Origin of the sequence: Bacillus sp. UNC437CL72CviS29 (assembly GCF_000482345.1) — a bacterium.
GTDB lineage: Bacteria > Bacillota > Bacilli > Bacillales > Bacillaceae_G > Bacillus_A > Bacillus_A arachidis.
The window spans coordinates 231,771-249,358 of sequence record NZ_KI535303.1 but is presented as its reverse complement, the minus strand read 5'-3'; the positions used below and the strand labels follow the sequence as shown (position 1 = coordinate 249,358).

The 17,588-nt window shown below is 37.8% G+C and carries 16 protein-coding genes; 11 read left to right on the top strand and 5 right to left on the bottom strand.

Annotated elements, in window-relative coordinates; all coding sequences use genetic code 11:
• Window positions 1–17: 17 nt before the first annotated feature.
• Complete coding sequence (locus M014_RS29800) at window positions 18–176, bottom strand: hypothetical protein (RefSeq protein ID WP_090687867.1); 159 nt, start codon at window positions 174–176, stop codon at window positions 18–20.
• A gap of 247 nt (window positions 177–423) precedes the next feature.
• Between M014_RS29800 and M014_RS0122215 the strand changes: the two genes are divergently transcribed.
• Both M014_RS0122215 and M014_RS0122210 read left to right on the top strand, forming a co-directional pair.
• Window positions 424–1,737: a DRTGG domain-containing protein gene (locus M014_RS0122215; RefSeq protein ID WP_026593649.1), complete on the top strand. Its 1,314-nt coding sequence runs from the start codon at window positions 424–426 to the stop codon at window positions 1,735–1,737.
• A gap of 406 nt (window positions 1,738–2,143) precedes the next feature.
• Window positions 2,144–2,404, top strand: a complete 261-nt coding sequence (locus M014_RS0122210) for a DUF3949 domain-containing protein (RefSeq protein WP_026593648.1) — start codon at window positions 2,144–2,146, stop codon at window positions 2,402–2,404.
• Window positions 2,405–2,418: 14 nt separating this feature from the next.
• Here the strand turns inward: M014_RS0122210 and M014_RS0122205 are convergent, their stop codons facing one another.
• Entirely contained in the window at window positions 2,419–2,724 is a 306-nt protein-coding gene (locus M014_RS0122205; RefSeq protein WP_026593647.1) for a YtpI family protein, read from the bottom strand.
• A 275-nt stretch (window positions 2,725–2,999) separates the two neighbouring features.
• On the opposite strand from M014_RS0122205, the gene M014_RS0122200 reads away from it, so the two are divergent.
• Window positions 3,000–3,932, top strand: a complete 933-nt coding sequence (locus tag M014_RS0122200; protein ID WP_026593646.1) for a DHH family phosphoesterase — start codon at window positions 3,000–3,002, stop codon at window positions 3,930–3,932.
• A 44-nt stretch (window positions 3,933–3,976) separates the two neighbouring features.
• Here the strand turns inward: M014_RS0122200 and ytrI are convergent, their stop codons facing one another.
• Both ytrI and M014_RS0122190 read right to left on the bottom strand, forming a co-directional pair.
• Window positions 3,977–4,480: a sporulation membrane protein YtrI gene (gene ytrI / locus M014_RS0122195; RefSeq protein ID WP_026593645.1), complete on the bottom strand. Its 504-nt coding sequence runs from the start codon at window positions 4,478–4,480 to the stop codon at window positions 3,977–3,979.
• Window positions 4,477–4,815: a YtrH family sporulation protein gene (locus M014_RS0122190; RefSeq protein WP_026593644.1), complete on the bottom strand. Its 339-nt coding sequence runs from the start codon at window positions 4,813–4,815 to the stop codon at window positions 4,477–4,479. The genes ytrI and M014_RS0122190 overlap by 4 nt, the downstream gene beginning before the upstream one ends.
• A 117-nt stretch (window positions 4,816–4,932) precedes the next feature.
• Between M014_RS0122190 and dnaE the strand changes: the two genes are divergently transcribed.
• The 8 genes from dnaE (at window position 4,933) to M014_RS0122150 (ending at window position 15,937) form a co-directional block, all read left to right on the top strand.
• Window positions 4,933–8,262, top strand: coding sequence for a DNA polymerase III subunit alpha (gene dnaE, locus M014_RS0122185; protein ID WP_026593643.1), 3,330 nt, complete (start codon window positions 4,933–4,935; stop codon window positions 8,260–8,262).
• A 133-nt stretch (window positions 8,263–8,395) separates the two neighbouring features.
• Window positions 8,396–9,604: an NAD(P)-dependent malic enzyme gene (locus M014_RS0122180; protein WP_176527668.1), complete on the top strand. Its 1,209-nt coding sequence runs from the start codon at window positions 8,396–8,398 to the stop codon at window positions 9,602–9,604.
• A 14-nt stretch (window positions 9,605–9,618) separates the two neighbouring features.
• Window positions 9,619–10,263 (top strand): FadR/GntR family transcriptional regulator, encoded by a 645-nt coding sequence (locus M014_RS0122175; RefSeq protein WP_026593641.1) that lies wholly within the window; start codon window positions 9,619–9,621, stop codon window positions 10,261–10,263.
• A 239-nt stretch (window positions 10,264–10,502) separates the two neighbouring features.
• Window positions 10,503–11,372 (top strand): acetyl-CoA carboxylase, carboxyltransferase subunit beta, encoded by an 870-nt coding sequence (accD, locus tag M014_RS0122170; RefSeq protein WP_026593640.1) that lies wholly within the window; start codon window positions 10,503–10,505, stop codon window positions 11,370–11,372.
• Window positions 11,360–12,334, top strand: coding sequence for an acetyl-CoA carboxylase carboxyl transferase subunit alpha (accA, locus tag M014_RS0122165; RefSeq protein ID WP_026593639.1), 975 nt, complete (start codon window positions 11,360–11,362; stop codon window positions 12,332–12,334). The genes accD and accA overlap by 13 nt, the downstream gene beginning before the upstream one ends.
• Window positions 12,335–12,462: 128 nt before the next feature.
• Window positions 12,463–13,422 carry a 6-phosphofructokinase gene (gene pfkA, locus M014_RS0122160; protein WP_026593638.1) on the top strand — a complete coding sequence of 320 codons (960 nt, stop codon included), beginning with the start codon at window positions 12,463–12,465 and terminating at the stop codon, window positions 13,420–13,422.
• Window positions 13,423–13,475: 53 nt separating this feature from the next.
• Window positions 13,476–15,233 carry a pyruvate kinase gene (gene pyk, locus M014_RS0122155; protein WP_026593637.1) on the top strand — a complete coding sequence of 586 codons (1,758 nt, stop codon included), beginning with the start codon at window positions 13,476–13,478 and terminating at the stop codon, window positions 15,231–15,233.
• Between the two features lie 314 nt (window positions 15,234–15,547).
• Window positions 15,548–15,937, top strand: coding sequence for an FxsA family protein (locus tag M014_RS0122150; protein WP_026593636.1), 390 nt, complete (start codon window positions 15,548–15,550; stop codon window positions 15,935–15,937).
• Window positions 15,938–16,230: 293 nt separating this feature from the next.
• On the opposite strand, the gene ytvI is transcribed toward M014_RS0122150, so the two are convergent.
• On the bottom strand, window positions 16,231–17,349 hold the full coding sequence (gene ytvI, locus M014_RS0122145) for a sporulation integral membrane protein YtvI (protein ID WP_026593635.1): 1,119 nt from the start codon (window positions 17,347–17,349) through the stop codon (window positions 16,231–16,233).
• Window positions 17,350–17,588 lie beyond the last annotated feature (239 nt).

The following is a 17,588-nucleotide window of genomic DNA, read 5'->3' as shown; positions in this document are numbered from 1 at the left end:
GACAAGTGAAGGTTTTTTTATGTGTGCAAAATAGGTTTGAAAGCCGATGCTTGTTTTGGTGTTTCTTTTACTTCTGGTGATGTTTGTTCTGGTGCTTCATTTAATTCCATTGCAACTTTTTTGCCATCAACGAAAGCTAAAAATATAGCACCTACAACTTCTAAAAATTTTTTCATTTTCATTCGCTCCTTCGTTTGACTTCTTGTCTTTATTGTATCTTGGAACGAGAAGACAAACTATCGAATGAGGTGACAGTAGCATTACACTGTTGTAAGAATGTGACTGATAGAATATAAGGGTCATTTTTGTTATAAAAAAAATAGTACAGATACATAAAAGTACAGTGTAACAGTTTCGGAAATATAGTATACTAAAAATACAACACATGAAGAATTTAGGGAAAAGAAAGTATGGTGAAACCATTTGGCTACCAAGCATAATCAAATTTTAGAACATATTAATAGCCTGCCGGTAGGGCATAAAATTTCTGTACGTCAAATTGCAAAAGATTTGAGTGTAAGTGAAGGAACAGCCTATCGTGCGATTAAAGATGCAGAGAATAAAGGATATGTCAGTACAATTGAACGTGTCGGAACGATCCGAATTGAACAAAAGAAAAAGGAAAATATTGAAAAACTAACATATGCCGAAGTGGTCAATATTGTCGATGGCCAAGTACTTGGTGGAAGAGAAGGATTACATAAAACATTAAATAAATTCGTGATTGGGGCCATGAAATTAGAGGCGATGATGCGCTATACAGAAGCTGGGAACTTGCTGATTATCGGTAACCGTACGAATGCCCATCAACTAGCGTTAGAAGCAGGCGCTGCAGTCTTAATTACAGGTGGATTTGATACAGAAGACCGTGTGAAAAAATTAGCGGATGAATTAAAGCTACCGATTATTTCAAGTAGCTATGATACGTTCACTGTGGCAACGTTAATTAACCGCGCCATTTATGATCAGCTTATCAAAAAGGAAATTGTACTTGTTGAAGATATTTTAACACCAATTGAAGAGACGCTATATTTAAAACCTAGTGATAGAGTAGAACAATGGCATGCGTATAATGAAGAAACGATGCATGGGCGTTATCCAATTGTGGATGAAAATAAAAAGGTATTAGGGATTGTTACTTCAAAAGATATGATTGGTATCGCGAAAGAAACACCAATTGAAAAAGTAATGACAAAGCAGCCGATTACAGTAAATGGGAAAATGTCTGTTGCAGCGGCAGCCCGCATGATGGTATGGGAAGGAATTGAACTTCTTCCTGTTGTTGATGAAAACAATCGCTTGCAAGGAATTATTAGTCGTCAAGACGTACTACAAGCGCTGCAAATGATTCAACGTCAACCGCAAGTTGGGGAGACGATTGAAGATATCGTTACAAATCAATTTGTGACACCGAAAGAAGCAAAGCACGAACACAGTTATCAATTTTCTGTGACGCCACAAATGACGAGTTCATTTGGAACATTATCATATGGAGTATTTACAACTGTTGTCACAGAAGCAACGAATCGTGCCATTCGTGCGCAGAAAAAAAGCGATTCGATTGTTGAGAATTTAACAATCTACTTTGTAAAGCCTGTTCAAATCGACAATGTTGTTTCTGTACATCCGCAGGTGTTAGAAATTGGGCGTAAATTTGGAAAGGTAGATGTAGAAGTGCGGCACGGAGGAGAAGTTGTTGGAAAAGCACTATTAATGGTGCAGCTCATTGATCGATAAACATGAAAAAGAGCTGAATGGAGAATCCCTTTTATGACAGGGATATTCATTCAGCTCTTTTTTGTAAAAGGGTATGAATACAGCTAATAGTAACGAAATAGTGGGAAGATTATATTCCATGAAGTAAAGGTGATAGGAGAATCGGGATAGTAATGTTTCGTATACCCAATTTCGTATAGAGCGTTTAGAATGAGTGTGATGATAGGAACTAAGAACATTTTCTTCATGATTACGGAAACACATAAACCTAAATCAATGACGATAAAAAGAACAATGAACAATTACATAAGAACCGGGTCAATTTGGTCAATCAATGAGATTGCGGCTCCTTTTGTTTGGCAGTTTATGGTATAATTGAATTATCAGATAATTGATATATATAAAGAAAAAAAGGATGGTGCTTGATATGTCATCAGAGTTACTCTTTTTTGGTGGTGTTGCATTGTTTTATTTTCTTATGATGATACCGATTCAGTATCTTTACATTAAAGGATTAAACGAGCAAAGACAACTAACAAAACTTTCACAACAAGAACTGTATAAAAATATGTCTTTTGAAGAAGAACAATTACATTTTCATGTGCAAGGCAATCCTTTTAATATTCCACCTGCTTTTGTTGCCTATCTAATTTTGAAAATAAAGAATCACAAAAAAGCATCAGCATGAATAGCTGATGCTTTTTACATTTTTTTATATGCTTCTGCTTCTTCGATTGCAAGAGGCGAGAAGTGTTTATACTGGCGGAATCCATTAAAAACGCTTGCACTGCCAAATAAGATAAATAAGACACCGACGATGATACGTGCAGTCGAGATGTCTAAGAAAAATTGATTTGCACCGAATAATGCAACGAATACACCAAGTGCCATCGCAGATTTTCCAGCAAGCCACCCTTTTTCCATCTGACGATTTGTACGAAAATATTTTGTTTTATAGAAGAGATACAACATAAATGAAATGATAATACAAAAGACTAATACTGGCATAATGTAATCCTCCATTATTTTGTATGTAGATAAATTAAAAACATGAAATATCAAGTCCCTCTTTTTTAGGTGGAAGAGAGGATCCGCTCAAGCATAGAAGCGATTAGTGCCCATTTCATATTCATGCCAAAAGAAAACAAAAGACATTATCTAAACTTTCTAACTATTATTATAAAGCAATTGTCCACATGAATAAATTATTTTCAGTTATAATGAAGGATAAAGTAAGAAAATTGATGACAGAGGTAGAAATTAATAAAAAGGAGATTATACATATGCATGAACAAATTTTAGCGATGATTAAAGAGTTTGATACGATTATCATTCACCGTCATGTCCGTCCAGACCCAGATGCATTAGGTTCTCAGTGTGGTCTTGGGACAATTCTTCAAGAATCGTTTCCAGAGAAAAAGGTTTATATGGTCGGATACAATGAACCAACCTTATCTTATTTACGAGTAATGGATGAAATTGATGATGAGACTTATGCGAATGCACTTGTTATCGTTTGTGATACAGCGAATCAAGAACGCGTTTGTGATCAGCGTTATACAAAAGGAAAGATGCTCATTAAAATCGATCATCATCCAAATGAAGATCCATACGGAGACATTACGTGGGTGGACACGACATCAAGTTCTACAAGCGAGCTTATTTATGAATTGTATTCTTATGGAAAAGATAAAGGTCTAAAACTATCGAAAGAATCTGCACGTCTTATTCTAGCTGGTATTGTTGGAGATACAGGGCGTTTCTTATTCCCAAATACATCGGCAAGAACACTTCGCTATGCAGGTGAGCTTGTTGAAATGGGTGTAGATTTTCCAGAGTTATATAACGAAATGTATAAAACGAAAGAGAAAATCGCTCGTTTAAATGGATTCATTTTACAAAACTTTACGATGACAGAAGAGGGAGCGGCTTATATTAAGCTGACAAAAGAAGTGCTAGAAGAGTTCGATGTCCTTCCTTCTGAAGCATCTGGCGTTGTTGGAGCACTTGGTAATGTTGACGGACTAAAAGCTTGGGTTTTATTTTTAGAGGAAGAAGATGTAATTCGCGTTCGCCTTCGTTCAAAAGGACCGGTTATTAATAAGCTAGCGATGAAGTATAATGGCGGAGGTCATCCGATGGCTTCGGGTGCAAAAGCGTCTTCTTGGGAAGAAGCAGATCGTCTTTTTGCAGACTTGCGTGAGATTTGTAAATAAGAATACTCTTATATAAAACAAGAAAAAGTAGGGACGCTGCGTTCCTACTTTTCTTGTTTTATATTGATGTCAATTTCGAGCACGGTATCAAAAGAGAGTGAGGAAACTTTGAAGCGATAGGTTCGATCATAGTGTTTATATACTTTATTTTCAATTACTTTTTTTAGGAGTTCTTTATTTTTCGCAATGCTTTGTATATTTTTCGTTAAGAGATGCTGTAGGTCATTGTGAATGGATGTTGTCATGTTTTCGAGAGTAAGGTTGTCTAAGTCGTATTTATCATGGTTTGAAATTTTAATTTTAATTTCTTGAATAGTTAAGAGCTGCTTGTTTTCTTCATTTAGTTTATCGTGATCTTCAAGAAGAACATGAAGCTTTTCTTCTTGTTTCTTAATGATTTGTTTTTGTTTTTCGATTGTACTGGCTTGTTCTTGTTGAAAAACACCATATATGTACAAAAAAATAAACCAGCTAAAAATACCACCAACCGCAGCGCCACCCAAAAATAAATACCATCGTTTAGCGGTAGAATCGCTTGGTACTCTCATACATGATCCTGCGTAATCCATTTAATAATAATAAGACCGGTTTGCATGCCGCCTGTTGCGAAAAAGATAAGTAAAATTTGTTTCACAATGTCTCTCATATCTCCTTCGAAAAAACTTCTTTCAAAGCTATAAAATGTGTCAAAAGTCCCGCCGATTGCTGCGACGAGTGCCCAAATTCGTAAATTTTGTGCGAATTGATTAATGGAAGTAAGGGCAGGCTGTCCAATCAGAAATGCCCCAACTCCTCCAATTAAAGAACCACCAAGTATAACCCCAAAGGCAATAAAATAACTAATAATAAGAAGAGAGAAAAAAGTATATTGTCTTACATCCATCGTCATTCTCCTTTCTCTTTCATATATATGGACAAAGTATAAGAAGTATGTTTTGATTTCCGCTTTCCGCATCACCTATAATGAGAGTAGTCAAATAGGTAAAGAGAGGGTACAACAGTGAAGTTTGCGCATTTACAATGTCAAACCGTTTATAGTTTGTTAAAAAGTGCTTGTAAAATTGATGAACTCATCGTTCGGGCGAAAGAGCTGGGCTTTTCATCGCTTGCGATTACAGATGAAAATGTGATGTATGGAGTCATTCCGTTTTATAAAGCATGTAAGAAGAATGGTATACAGCCGATTATCGGATTAACAGCTTCTGTGTTTAGTGAGGAGGAGGAGCGAGCTTATCCGCTTGTATTACTTGCAGAAAATGAAATAGGTTATCAAAACTTATTAAAAATTTCTAGTACGATCATGACTAAGTCTAAAGATGGGATCCCAAAAAAGTGGCTTTCTCATTATGCAAAAGGGTTGATTGCAATTTCACCAGGAAAAGACGGGGAAATTGAACAGCTATTGTTAGAAGGAAGAGACGAGATCGCTGAAGAAGTAGCTCGTTCGTATCAAAATATGTTTGGAAGCTTTTACATGAGTTTGCAGCATCATGCGATTCAAGATGAACTGTTTTTACAAGAGAAAATACCACAATTTATAAACGAGATGAATATTCCAGTCGTCGCGACAAATGATGTCCGTTATGTGAATCAAAGCGATGCACTTGTGCAGGAGTGCTTGCTATCAGTTCAGAGCGGAACAAAGATGACTGATCCAGATAGACCAAGACTCAAAACAGATCAGTATTATTTAAAATCAGCAGTTGAAATGCAGGCTTTATTTTCTCATGAAGAAGAAGCCGTTCAGAATACAGTTCATATAGCTGAGCGTTGCCACGTAGAAATTCCTTTCCACGTTAATCAATTGCCGAAGTTTTCTGTTCCATCTAATGAAACATCAGATGCTTATTTGCGCCGTATTTGTAATGAGGGTCTAAAACAGCGATATAGAACGGTTCAAGATGTACATAGGAAACGTTTAGAACATGAACTTGAAGTTATCTCTCGCATGGGATTTAGTGATTATTTCCTCATTGTTTGGGATTTTATGAAATACGCACATGAACATGACATTTTAACAGGGCCGGGTCGTGGTTCAGCAGCAGGTTCACTTGTTTCTTATGTGTTAGAAATCACAGACATCGATCCAATTGAGTACGACTTGCTGTTTGAACGATTTCTAAATCCTGAACGTGTTACGCTGCCAGATATTGATATTGATTTTCCGGATATTAGACGTGATGAGATGATTCGTTATGTGAAAGATAAATATGGTCAGCTTCGTGTTGCTCAAATAGTTACGTTCGGAACGCTTGCTGCAAAAGCAGCGATTCGAGATATCGCCCGCGTAATGGGGCTTCCACCAAGGGATATCGATATATTTTCAAAACTTATTCCGTCAAAGCTTGGAATCACATTAAAAGAAGCGTATGAAGAATCTAGGTCTCTTCGTGAATTTGTACAAGGAAATCTCTTGCATGAGCGTGTTTTTGAAATTGCGAAGCGCGTCGAAGGTTTACCACGTCATACGTCTATTCATGCGGCGGGAGTCATAATGAGTCAGGAGCCGTTAACGGGGAGTGTTGCGATTCAAGAAGGGCATAACGATGTATATGTAACGCAATATCCAGCAGAAGTGTTAGAAGAACTGGGCCTGTTAAAAATGGACTTTTTAGGTTTACGTAATTTAACGTTACTCGAAAACATTCTTAATTTTATTGTGACTAAAACTGGTAAACAAATTGATATACGGAATTTACCACTTGAGGATGAAAAGACATTCCAGTTACTTGGAAAAGGAGATACAACAGGCGTGTTCCAGCTTGAATCCGGAGGAATGCGGAATGTATTACGTAGCTTAAAACCAAATGAGTTTGAAGATATTGTTGCTGTTAACGCATTATATCGCCCAGGACCAATGGAGCAAATTCCAACCTTTATTGAATCAAAGCACGGAAAGCGTCAAATTCATTATTTACATGCGGATTTAAAGCCGATTTTAAAAAGCACATATGGTGTCATTGTATACCAAGAACAAATTATGCAAATCGCCTCGCAGTTAGCAGGGTTTTCACTCGGGGAAGCTGATTTGCTTCGCCGTGCAGTGAGTAAGAAAAAACGTGAGATTTTAGATCAAGAAAGAATGCATTTTGTACAAGGGTGTTTACGAAATGGATACGATAAGACATCAGCAGAACAAATTTATGATTTAATTGTGAGATTTGCGAATTACGGTTTTAACCGAAGTCATGCTGTAGCCTACAGTATGATTGGATATCAGCTTGCTTATTTAAAAGCGAACTATCCTTTAGAGTTTATGACTGCGCTGTTATCTAGTGCGATAGGTAATGAAGATAAGATTGTGCAATATATACGCGAAACGAAGCGCAAAGGTTTTCGTGTTTTATCGCCGTCTCTTCATAGAAGTAGTTACAATTTCCAAATAGAAGGGAACGCAATCCGTTATAGCTTGCTGTCAATTCGAAATATAGGGATGGCTACAGTGAATGCGGTGATAGAGGAAAGAGAAAGAAATCCATTCCAAGATTTATTTGAATTTTGTCTTCGTATGCCAGCAAAGTTTGTTACGGAGCGTAATTTAGAGGCTTTTGTTTGGGCAGGCTGTTTCGATGATTTTCAAGTTTCGCGAACAACGTTGTTTAACAGTATTAAGGGGGCTCTAGAGTACGCAAGCCTTGCTCGTGAATTAGGGGAAGAAAGTGTCCCAAAATCAGTATATGTACAAGGAGAAGAGCTATCTTTTATTGAACAATTAAATAATGAAAAAGAAGCGCTTGGCTTTTATTTATCCAGTTATCCAACGGCGCAGTACGCAAAGCTTGTAAAAGAACTAGAAATTCCATCGCTTGCGCAAGCGATGAGGCAAAAGCGAAAAGTACAACGTGCAATTGTTTATGTAACAGGTGTAAAAGTCATTCGGACGAAAAAATTGCAAAAAATGGCGTTCGTCACTTTTTGTGATCAAAATGATGAAATGGAGGCAGTTGTTTTTCCTGAGACGTATATTCATTTTGCGGAGAGGTTACAAGAAGGTGCAATTGTTTTAGTGGAGGGGACGATTGAACAGCGAAATCATAAATTGCAATGGATTGTGAACGGTCTTTATCCATTGGAACAAATGGATGTTTACAATGAAATGAAAGAAGCATCGATTTATGTAAAACTACCCTCGCAGTATGAAAAGAGGCTGTTAAATCAAGTTACAAAAATATTGTTTCACTATTCAGGTTTTGTGAAAGTACTAATTTATTATGAAAAGGAACATAAAATGGTACAATTATCTCGTAGTTTATCAATTCATCCAAGTGAAGAATGTTTAGGAGCACTTCGTGAAATAGTCGGTGAGGAAAATGTCGTAGTGAAAATATAATGGACAATTTCCCTATAGTTCGATTATTATAGTAATTGTGTTCGTGGTCAGACCACTTGGAGAGAATAATATCAGCAAGAATAATTTGAGGAGAGTGGATAGTTTGTCAACACTTCGTGAAGAAGCACTTCACATGCATAAAGTGCATCAAGGAAAATTAGAAACTGTATCAAAAGTAAAAGTAGAAAATGCTAAAGATTTAAGTCTTGCGTATTCTCCAGGGGTTGCAGAACCTTGTAAAGAAATTTATGACGATAAAAGTAAGGTATATGAATATACGATGAAGGGAAACATGGTAGCAGTTGTGACGGATGGAACAGCTGTACTTGGCCTTGGTAATATCGGACCAGAAGCATCTCTTCCAGTAATGGAAGGTAAAGCAGTATTATTCAAGAGTTTTGCTGGCGTAGATGCATTCCCAATTGCTTTAAATACAAACGATGTAGATAAGATTATTGAAACTGTAAAATTAATGGAGCCAACATTTGGCGGTGTAAACTTAGAGGATATTGCAGCACCAAACTGCTTTATCATTGAAGAACGTCTGAAAAAAGAAACAAATATTCCTGTATTCCATGATGATCAACACGGTACAGCTATCGTAACAGTAGCGGGTCTTGTAAATGCACTTAAGCTAGTTGGAAAGAAAATGTCTGACATTAAAGTTGTAGCAAATGGTGCAGGTGCAGCAGGGATTGCAATCATTAAACTTTTATATCGCTATGGTGTACGCGACATTATTATGTGTGACCGAAAAGGCGCAATTTATGAAGGTCGCTCTGTTGGGATGAACCCAGTGAAAGATGAAGTTGCAAAATATACAAATAAAAATCGTGTAGAAGGTTCATTAGCAGATGTCCTGCAAGGTGCGGATGTATTTATCGGTGTATCTGTAGCGGGTGCGTTAACTGAGGAAATGGTTCGTACAATGAATGACGATGCAATTATTTTTGCAATGGCAAATCCGGTTCCAGAAATTATGCCGGAAATTGCAAAAGCAGCAGGCGCAGCTGTTGTTGGGACTGGTCGCTCTGACTTCCCGAACCAAGTAAATAATGTACTAGCATTCCCTGGTATTTTCCGTGGTGCACTTGATGTACATGCTACGCAAATTAATGAAGAAATGAAAATGGCAGCTGTACAAGCCATTGCAGAGCTTGTAACGGCAGATGAGTTAAATGCGGATTATATCATTCCGGCACCGTTTGACGCGCGTGTAGCGCCTCAGGTAGCGGCTTACGTTGCGAAAGCGGCGATGGAGACAGGAGTAGCTCGCCGTCAAGTAGATCCAAATGAAGTTGCTGAGAAAACAAAAAAATTAGCGCTGATTGGTAAAGAGTAAGCGAGGAATTTCCATTGACATCATCAAATACAAAAGTATATCTCGAAATTGTAAAGAAAATCCGTTCCATTATGGAAGAGGATGGTTTAGTAGCAGGTGATCGATTACCATCTGAGCGTGAGTTAAGTGCACGTTTAAATGCCGGGCGTTCATCTGTACGGGAAGCATTGCGAGCTTTAGAACTCGTAGGATTAATTGAAACAAGACGCGGAGAAGGGACGTTTATTCGAAACTTTTATGATAACGGTCTTGTTCAACTAATCGCACCATTTTTATTACAAGATGAGAAAACAATTCGTGATTTGTTACAGATGAAACGATTACTTGAAAAAGATATTCTTCGAATCGTATGTGATTTACCGAAAGAAACGTTTTCTAATGTATTAGGTATGTTGCGACAAGTTCTTAAAAAGGACGAAAGTTCAATCCAGGAGTTCCATCAAACGTTTTTTAAAACACTTATTGAACAAGTGGACAATTATTTACTGTATCGTGTTTGGAGAATTGTAAATGATTACGTTGCGACTCTTTCTTATGAAATTTCATTAGAATCTATAGAAACTTATAGAAAGCTTTATGAAGCGCTATACGAGAAAAAAGAAGAAGAGGCGCTAAAAATATATGATGAATTAATGGGAAACATGCAGTTTCACTCGTAATGTATAAAATTTGTCGAAATGACCATGACACGTTATGACAAACAATCTATCGCATAGCGGTTAAAGTTAAACGTAAAGAGAGAGGTTATGAGTGCGTGTTCAAAAAGGAGCGATCTTTACTGGACTTTTTGAACATCCTCTATTAGACAGATTGAGAAGACAAGGCTAACATCGAATTTTGGTGTTAGCCCAGTTTTCTTCTTACCCTAACCTTAGCTCTCAACAAAGGGGGTCAAATTGTGCTAAGAGATTTATTCGTAAAAAAGAAAAAGTATGCTGCAATTCCTTCAGAACAAGTACGAAGAGATGTGCCGGACGGTGTTATGACAAAATGTCCGAAATGTAAGAAAATCATGTATACAAAAGAGCTTCTGAAAAATTTAAAAGTATGTGTGAACTGTGGTTATCATCATCCGATGAATGCGTGGGAGCGCCTTGACAGTGTATTGGACGAAGGTTCATTTCGTGAGTACGACAAAGAGATGGTTTCGGTAAATCCACTTGGGTTCCCAAATTATGAAGAGAAGCTAGAGAGTGATCGCAAGAAAACAGAATTAAACGAAGCGGTTGTGACAGGTGAAGGAACAATTGATGAAATGCTTGTTGTGATTGCAGTAATGGATTCTCGTTTTCGAATGGGCAGCATGGGCTCTGTTGTAGGCGAAAAAATTGCACGTGCAGTTGAAAAAGCATACGAGTTACAAGTTCCATTTATTATCTTTACTGCATCGGGCGGCGCGCGCATGCAAGAAGGTATTTTAAGTTTAATGCAAATGGCAAAAACGAGCGTAGCTTTGAAAAAACATAGCAATGCTGGAGGATTATTTATTTCTGTTATGACTCATCCGACAACAGGCGGTGTTTCGGCAAGTTTTGCTTCACTTGGTGATTATAATCTTGCAGAGCCAGGTGCACTTATCGGCTTTGCTGGTAGACGTGTAATTGAACAAACGGTGCGTGAGAAACTGCCAGAAGACTTTCAAACGGCAGAATTTTTATTAGAGCACGGTCAATTGGATGCGGTTGTGCATCGCAATGATATGAGAGAATCGCTCCGTAAGATTTTAGAAGTTCATCAAGGAGGGGAAACGGCTGTATGGCAGAGTTAGAATTTGAAAAACCAGTTGTTGAGCTAAGAAATAAGATTCGTGAACTAAAAGACTATACGAACAACAGCCAGATGGACTTCAGTGAGGAGATTCGTATTTTGGAAGGGAAGCTAGAAAATCTAGAGGAAGAAATATACGGCAATATGAAAGTATGGGATCGCGTTCAAATTGCTCGTCATGCAGAACGACCGACAACGCTCGATTATATTGAGCACTTATTTACTGATTTTTTTGAATGTCATGGAGATCGTCTATATGGCGATGATGCAGCGATTGTCGGCGGCATTGCGAAATATGATGGGATGCCTGTAACGGTAATTGGGCACCAGCGCGGGAAAGATACGAAAGAAAATATTCGTCGTAATTTTGGAATGCCTCATCCAGAAGGATATCGAAAGGCGCTACGTTTAATGAAGCAAGCTGAGAAATTTAATCGCCCGATTATTTGCTTTATTGATACGAAAGGTGCGTATCCTGGTAAAGCTGCTGAAGAACGTGGTCAAAGTGAAGCGATTGCCCGTAATTTATTTGAAATGGCAGGGCTTACTGTACCAGTTATTTGTATCGTTATTGGTGAAGGTGGTAGCGGTGGTGCACTAGGTCTTGGAGTAGGGGATTACATTCATATGCTAGAAAATTCCACTTATTCTGTTATTACACCAGAGGGAGCGGCAGCGATTCTTTGGAAAGATGCAGGAAAAGCGAGGGAAGCTGCTGAAGCGATGAGAATTACGGCAGCGGATTTGAAAGAATTAGGTGTAATTGACGAAATTATTCCAGAAGCGCGTGGCGGTGCGCATCGTAACATTTTAAAACAATCAGAAAACATCGACCTAATGCTCAGAAAAACATTCCAGCAATTAAACGGTATCTCGAAAGAGGAATTAGTCGAAAAACGTTATGAAAAATATATGAAAATTGGGCAAGTTTCGTTTTCAAACGCTTCCATTTGGATAAAATAAGAAAAGCGTGCGTTCCACTTCGCGAATGCACGTTTTTATTGTGAAAAGACACATCTTCTCCATTGTATTTTTATATTTCTTCATGTTATTTTATTATAAGGCAAATAATCTTTATGAGGTGAGTACAAATGAAACGTATTGGTGTATTAACAAGTGGTGGAGATTCACCTGGTATGAATGCTGCCATTCGTGCAGTTGTTCGTAAAGCGATTTTCCATGATATAGAAGTATATGGTATTTACCATGGATACGCTGGATTAATTTCTGGTCATATTGAAAAATTAGAACTTGGTTCTGTAGGCGATATTATCCACCGCGGTGGTACAAAATTATATACAGCGAGATGTCCTGAGTTTAAAGACCCAGAAGTACGACTAAAAGGAATCGAGCAATTAAAGAAGTTTGGTATTGAAGGACTTGTTGTTATTGGTGGAGACGGTTCTTACCAAGGTGCTAAAAAATTAACAGAGCAAGGATTCCCATGTGTCGGCGTACCAGGTACAATCGATAATGATATTCCTGGAACAGATTTCACAATCGGTTTCGATACAGCGTTAAACACTGTTATTGATGCGATCGATAAAATTCGTGATACAGCTACATCTCATGAACGTACATATGTTATTGAAGTAATGGGGCGTCATGCTGGAGATATCGCATTATGGGCTGGTTTAGCTGATGGTGCAGAAACAATCTTAATTCCAGAAGAAGAGTATGACATGCAGGATGTAATTGCTCGTTTAAAACGTGGTAGTGAACGTGGAAAGAAACATAGTATTATCGTGGTAGCTGAAGGTGTTGGAAGTGCAATTGACATCGGTAAGCAAATCGAAGAAGAAACAAACTTTGATACTCGTGTAACTGTATTAGGTCACGTACAACGTGGTGGATCACCAAGTGCACAAGACCGTGTTTTAGCAAGCCGTCTTGGCGCGAGAGCAGTTGAACTGTTGATTGAAAACAAAGGTGGACGTTGCGTAGGTATTCAAAATAACCAACTTGTTGATCATGACATTATCGAAGCGTTAGCTCAAAAACATACGATTGATAAAGATATGTATCAGTTATCAAAAGAATTATCTATCTAATCGGCGTAATGTCAAATACTTGGGAACGGTTTCATAATTTTCGGAGGTGCAATATGCGTAAAACAAAAATTGTATGTACTATAGGTCCTGCTAGTGAAAGTATTGAAAAATTAGAGCAATTAATCGGAGCGGGTATGAACGTTGCTCGTTTAAACTTCTCTCATGGTAGCCATGAAGAGCATGGAGCGCGTATTAAAAACATTCGCGAAGCTTCAAAGAAAACTGGTAAAACAGTTGCAATCTTACTTGATACAAAAGGTCCAGAAATCCGTACACATGATTTCGTAGACGGACAAGCTGAACTAGTAACAGGTGCAGAAGTAGTTATCTCTACAGAGCAAGTATTAGGAACTGCAGAGAAGTTCTCTGTATCTTATGCTGGTCTTTATGATGATGTAGACCCAGGTTCTCGCATTCTAATTGATGACGGTCTTATCGAACTAGAAGTGATCGAGAAAGCTGCCGGAAACATCCGTACAAAAGTATTAAACAGCGGAACTGTAAAAAATAAAAAAGGTGTTAACGTACCAAACGTAAGCATTAAGCTTCCTGGTATCACTGAAAAAGACGTACAAGATATCATATTTGGTATCGAGCAAAAAGTTGATTTCATTGCAGCATCTTTCGTACGTAAAGCAGCTGACGTATTAGAAATCCGTGAATTATTAGAAGCACACAATGCAGGGTTCATCCAAATCGTACCAAAAATTGAGAACCAAGAAGGTATCGATAACATCGATTCAATCTTAGAAGTTTCTGACGGTTTAATGGTAGCTCGTGGTGATATGGGTGTGGAAATTCCGCCAGAAGAAGTACCATTAGTACAAAAGCGTCTAATCAAAAAATGTAACGTATTAGGTAAACCGGTTATTACAGCAACACAAATGTTAGATTCTATGCAACGTAACCCACGTCCAACTCGTGCGGAAGCGAGTGACGTAGCGAACGCAATCTTCGACGGTACAGATGCAATCATGCTTTCTGGTGAAACTGCAGCGGGTCAATATCCAGTAGAAGCAGTAACAATGATGGCGAACATCGCAGTACGTGTTGAAAAATCATTGCAATATGAAGATATGTTCAAAAAACGTATTAAAGAGTTCACTCCAACAATTACAGATGCGATTAGTCAATCTGTTGCACATACAGCGCTTGCTCTTGATGTAGCTGCAATTGTAGCTCCAACAGAAAGTGGATACACTGCAAAAATGATCTCTAAATATCGTCCGAAATCTCCAATCGTAGCTGTAACATCTGACGAGCAAGTGGGTCGTCGTCTTGCACTTGTTTGGGGTGTGCAAGCATTTATGGCTGGAAAACGTGCAGCATCTACTGATGAAATGTTAGATACTGCGATTCAAACGGTTATGGATGCAGGTCTAATCGAACTTGGAGATACTGTTGTAATTACTGCTGGTGTTCCAGTTGCTGAAACTGGTACAACAAACTTAATGAAAATCCATGTTGTTGGCGAAGAGATCGCTAAGGGACAAGGGATTGGTCGTAAAGCAGCAAAAGGTAAAGTAGTTGTAGCGAAAACAGCTGCAGAAGCTGTAGCGAACGTAACAGAAGGTGACATCCTTGTTACAACAAGTACGGATAAAGATATGATTCCTGCAATTGAAAAAGCGGCAGCTCTAGTTGTAGAAGAAGGCGGCTTAACAAGCCATGCAGCTGTTGTAGGTGTATCAATCGGCATTCCAGTTATCGTTGGTGTAAATGGTGTAACAGCAACTCTAAAAAATGGCCAAGAAGTAACAGTTGATGCAGCGCGCGGAATTGTTTATAATGGACATGCGGAAGTGCTATAAGAAGTAATATGGAGAGAAGGATAGGAGTCCTTCTCTTTTTTTTTACAATTTAAAGATAAAAATCATTCTGAAAAAGTGGGGCTTTCATTAGTCGAAAAGGATTACCCCTTAGATAGGTGTTGTTTGAAGTCTTAAAACCTTGTAAGAAGGAATTGTTTTGTGATTAGTAAGGGAAAGTCTAATGTACTTCTTGGAGGGAATTAAGGGCTATCTCGACGTTGTGAGCGCATTTTATTAGCTCAGTGCCTTGTTTTTATTTGAATGAAATGAGGGGTATTGTGCTTTAAATATAACGAAGGAAAAGGTGTGAGAGTATGAAGTGGCTTCTGTTTCTTTTTATTTTAATTCCTACAGTTGAAGTGACAGTGCTCATTGGTTCTAGTCATTTAATTGGCATGTGGCCAACTTTCGCTATGATTGTGTTTACGGCTGCCCTTGGTGCTTATTTAGCAAAACAACAAGGGTTTATGGTACTAAGAGAAATTCAGTCAAGATTGAATAGAGGGGAAATGCCAGGTGATGCCGTATTAGATGGGATCTTTGTCTTTATAGGTGGAGTCCTTCTGTTAGTACCTGGATATGTAACGGATATAATAGGGTTTGTTTTTATATTTCCACTAACAAGAAAGCTATTTAAGCCTGTTGTAATGAAATGGTTAGAGTGGAAATTAAGAAGGAACACAACCGTTATCGTGCAAAAATAACACTTAGAACGCGATTTGTTCTAAGTGTTATTTTTTGTCGAATTACAAAATGTATAATTATTCATTTGTAGAAAAAGGAAGAAATACCAATAATAATTATGTGTAAAACAGAATAAAAATGTAAAACGGTGTTTAAAAGGGTGTTTTTATGCAAAAACAAGGGAATTACCCATAACATATGGATAATTCCCTTGTTCTATTTGTGAGTAGTAAGACCCCGTCTCAAGGTTCAGAGGGAAACGAGGAAGAGAAGGTGGGCTGATGAAGAAAACCCCACGGATTAAAGTTTTACTTTATTTTAATGGTGACCCTTTAATAAATTTCCATAAATCATGAAATACATGGGCCTTGTGCAATGTGTTTAATAGTACTAATGTAACTGGACCGATGATTAATCCTAAAAAACCATATAGTTTAAATCCGACGAACAATGCAATAAGCGTCGATAATGGATCGAGTCCGATGTTGGATGATAACACTTTTGGTTCCATGATTTGTCTTTGAACAATGACAACAATATATAAAATAAGTAGGCCGATTGCGAAGGCTGTATCTCCTGTGAAAAATACATAGATAACCCAAGGAACAAAGACTGCTCCTGTTCCTAAATAAGGAAGTAAGTCTACAATTCCTGTAATGATTGCAATTGTGATAGCATACGGTACACGTAAAATTAATAATCCGATTAGTACGATGACGGTTGTCATAGACACAAGTGTGAGTTGTGCCTTTACAAACCCAAATAGTGCTTTTCGTAAATCGACAAAAATAGTTTTTCCGTATCCGTGTAGGCGATTTGGCAGCAAGCGTTTTCCTTTATGAGCAAGTGCATGCCAATCAAAACTAATAAAGAAAGTTGCTAATAAGATAAAGACAAGAACTGTTAAAGTTGTTGGGAGTGCACTAATGAAGTTTGTTAATCCGCTTATAATAGCAGTCAACAAGTCCTTCATCTGCTTTGTTGCGTCCGTTCCTAGATTTTGAATGTTTTGTGTAATGGTATATTGTTGTGATTCACCAAGATGATTAAATTTAGAAATTAAATCATCATATAAAGGCATAATATTATTGAGTGCAAATTGCTGTGCATACTGTACAATTGCTGGAAACTTCTCTGTGACGATTTGTAGTAAGTAAGTTGTGGCGGAAATCGCTTCTGTTACAAGATACGTAACGAGTCCGACTAAGGCGCCAAACACGAGAACTAAGCTGACGAGTACCGCTAAGGCACGGGGAAATTGTAATTTTTGATTGAGAAAATTTACGACTGGATTAATCAAGTAAGCAAAAGCTAATGCGATGATAAAAGGGTATATAAGACCTGAAACATACAAAAGCGCATAAAACCCAATTATTGTTGCTAGAATGACAAATATAAGTCGCAATATCATATACAGTGAGTTTCGATTCAAAGGTGTTTACCTCCCATTCCAAATCGTATTTATGTTATAGTGGAATGATGGATTTATCCCGCTATTTACGGGCGGTGTAAAGCAATTTGCTCGTAAAAGCCTGACGGCGAGGGCTAATTGACAGTAAAAAATCCCCTATACTGATTGACAAGAGCCTCATTTAATCTACTTTTTATTTTACCTGTTTCTTATAAGAAAAGAAAGGAGAGTGCTTGTCTTTCTTGGTAAATGTAAACATC

Coding starts and splice junctions, on each gene's coding strand:
- M014_RS0122200 (WP_026593646.1), top strand. CDS start 3,000: ATGCATGAACAAATTTTAGCGATGATTAAAGAGTTTGATACGATTATC.
- M014_RS0122205 (WP_026593647.1), bottom strand. CDS start 2,724: ATGCCAGTATTAGTCTTTTGTATTATCATTTCATTTATGTTGTATCTC.
- M014_RS0122210 (WP_026593648.1), top strand. CDS start 2,144: ATGTCATCAGAGTTACTCTTTTTTGGTGGTGTTGCATTGTTTTATTTT.
- M014_RS29800 (WP_090687867.1), bottom strand. CDS start 176: ATGAAAAAATTTTTAGAAGTTGTAGGTGCTATATTTTTAGCTTTCGTT.
- ytrI (WP_026593645.1), bottom strand. CDS start 4,480: ATGAGAGTACCAAGCGATTCTACCGCTAAACGATGGTATTTATTTTTG.
- M014_RS0122180 (WP_176527668.1), top strand. CDS start 8,396: ATGCATAAAGTGCATCAAGGAAAATTAGAAACTGTATCAAAAGTAAAA.
- M014_RS0122190 (WP_026593644.1), bottom strand. CDS start 4,815: ATGGATGTAAGACAATATACTTTTTTCTCTCTTCTTATTATTAGTTAT.
- M014_RS0122150 (WP_026593636.1), top strand. CDS start 15,548: ATGAAGTGGCTTCTGTTTCTTTTTATTTTAATTCCTACAGTTGAAGTG.
- accA (WP_026593639.1), top strand. CDS start 11,360: ATGGCAGAGTTAGAATTTGAAAAACCAGTTGTTGAGCTAAGAAATAAG.
- pfkA (WP_026593638.1), top strand. CDS start 12,463: ATGAAACGTATTGGTGTATTAACAAGTGGTGGAGATTCACCTGGTATG.
- pyk (WP_026593637.1), top strand. CDS start 13,476: ATGCGTAAAACAAAAATTGTATGTACTATAGGTCCTGCTAGTGAAAGT.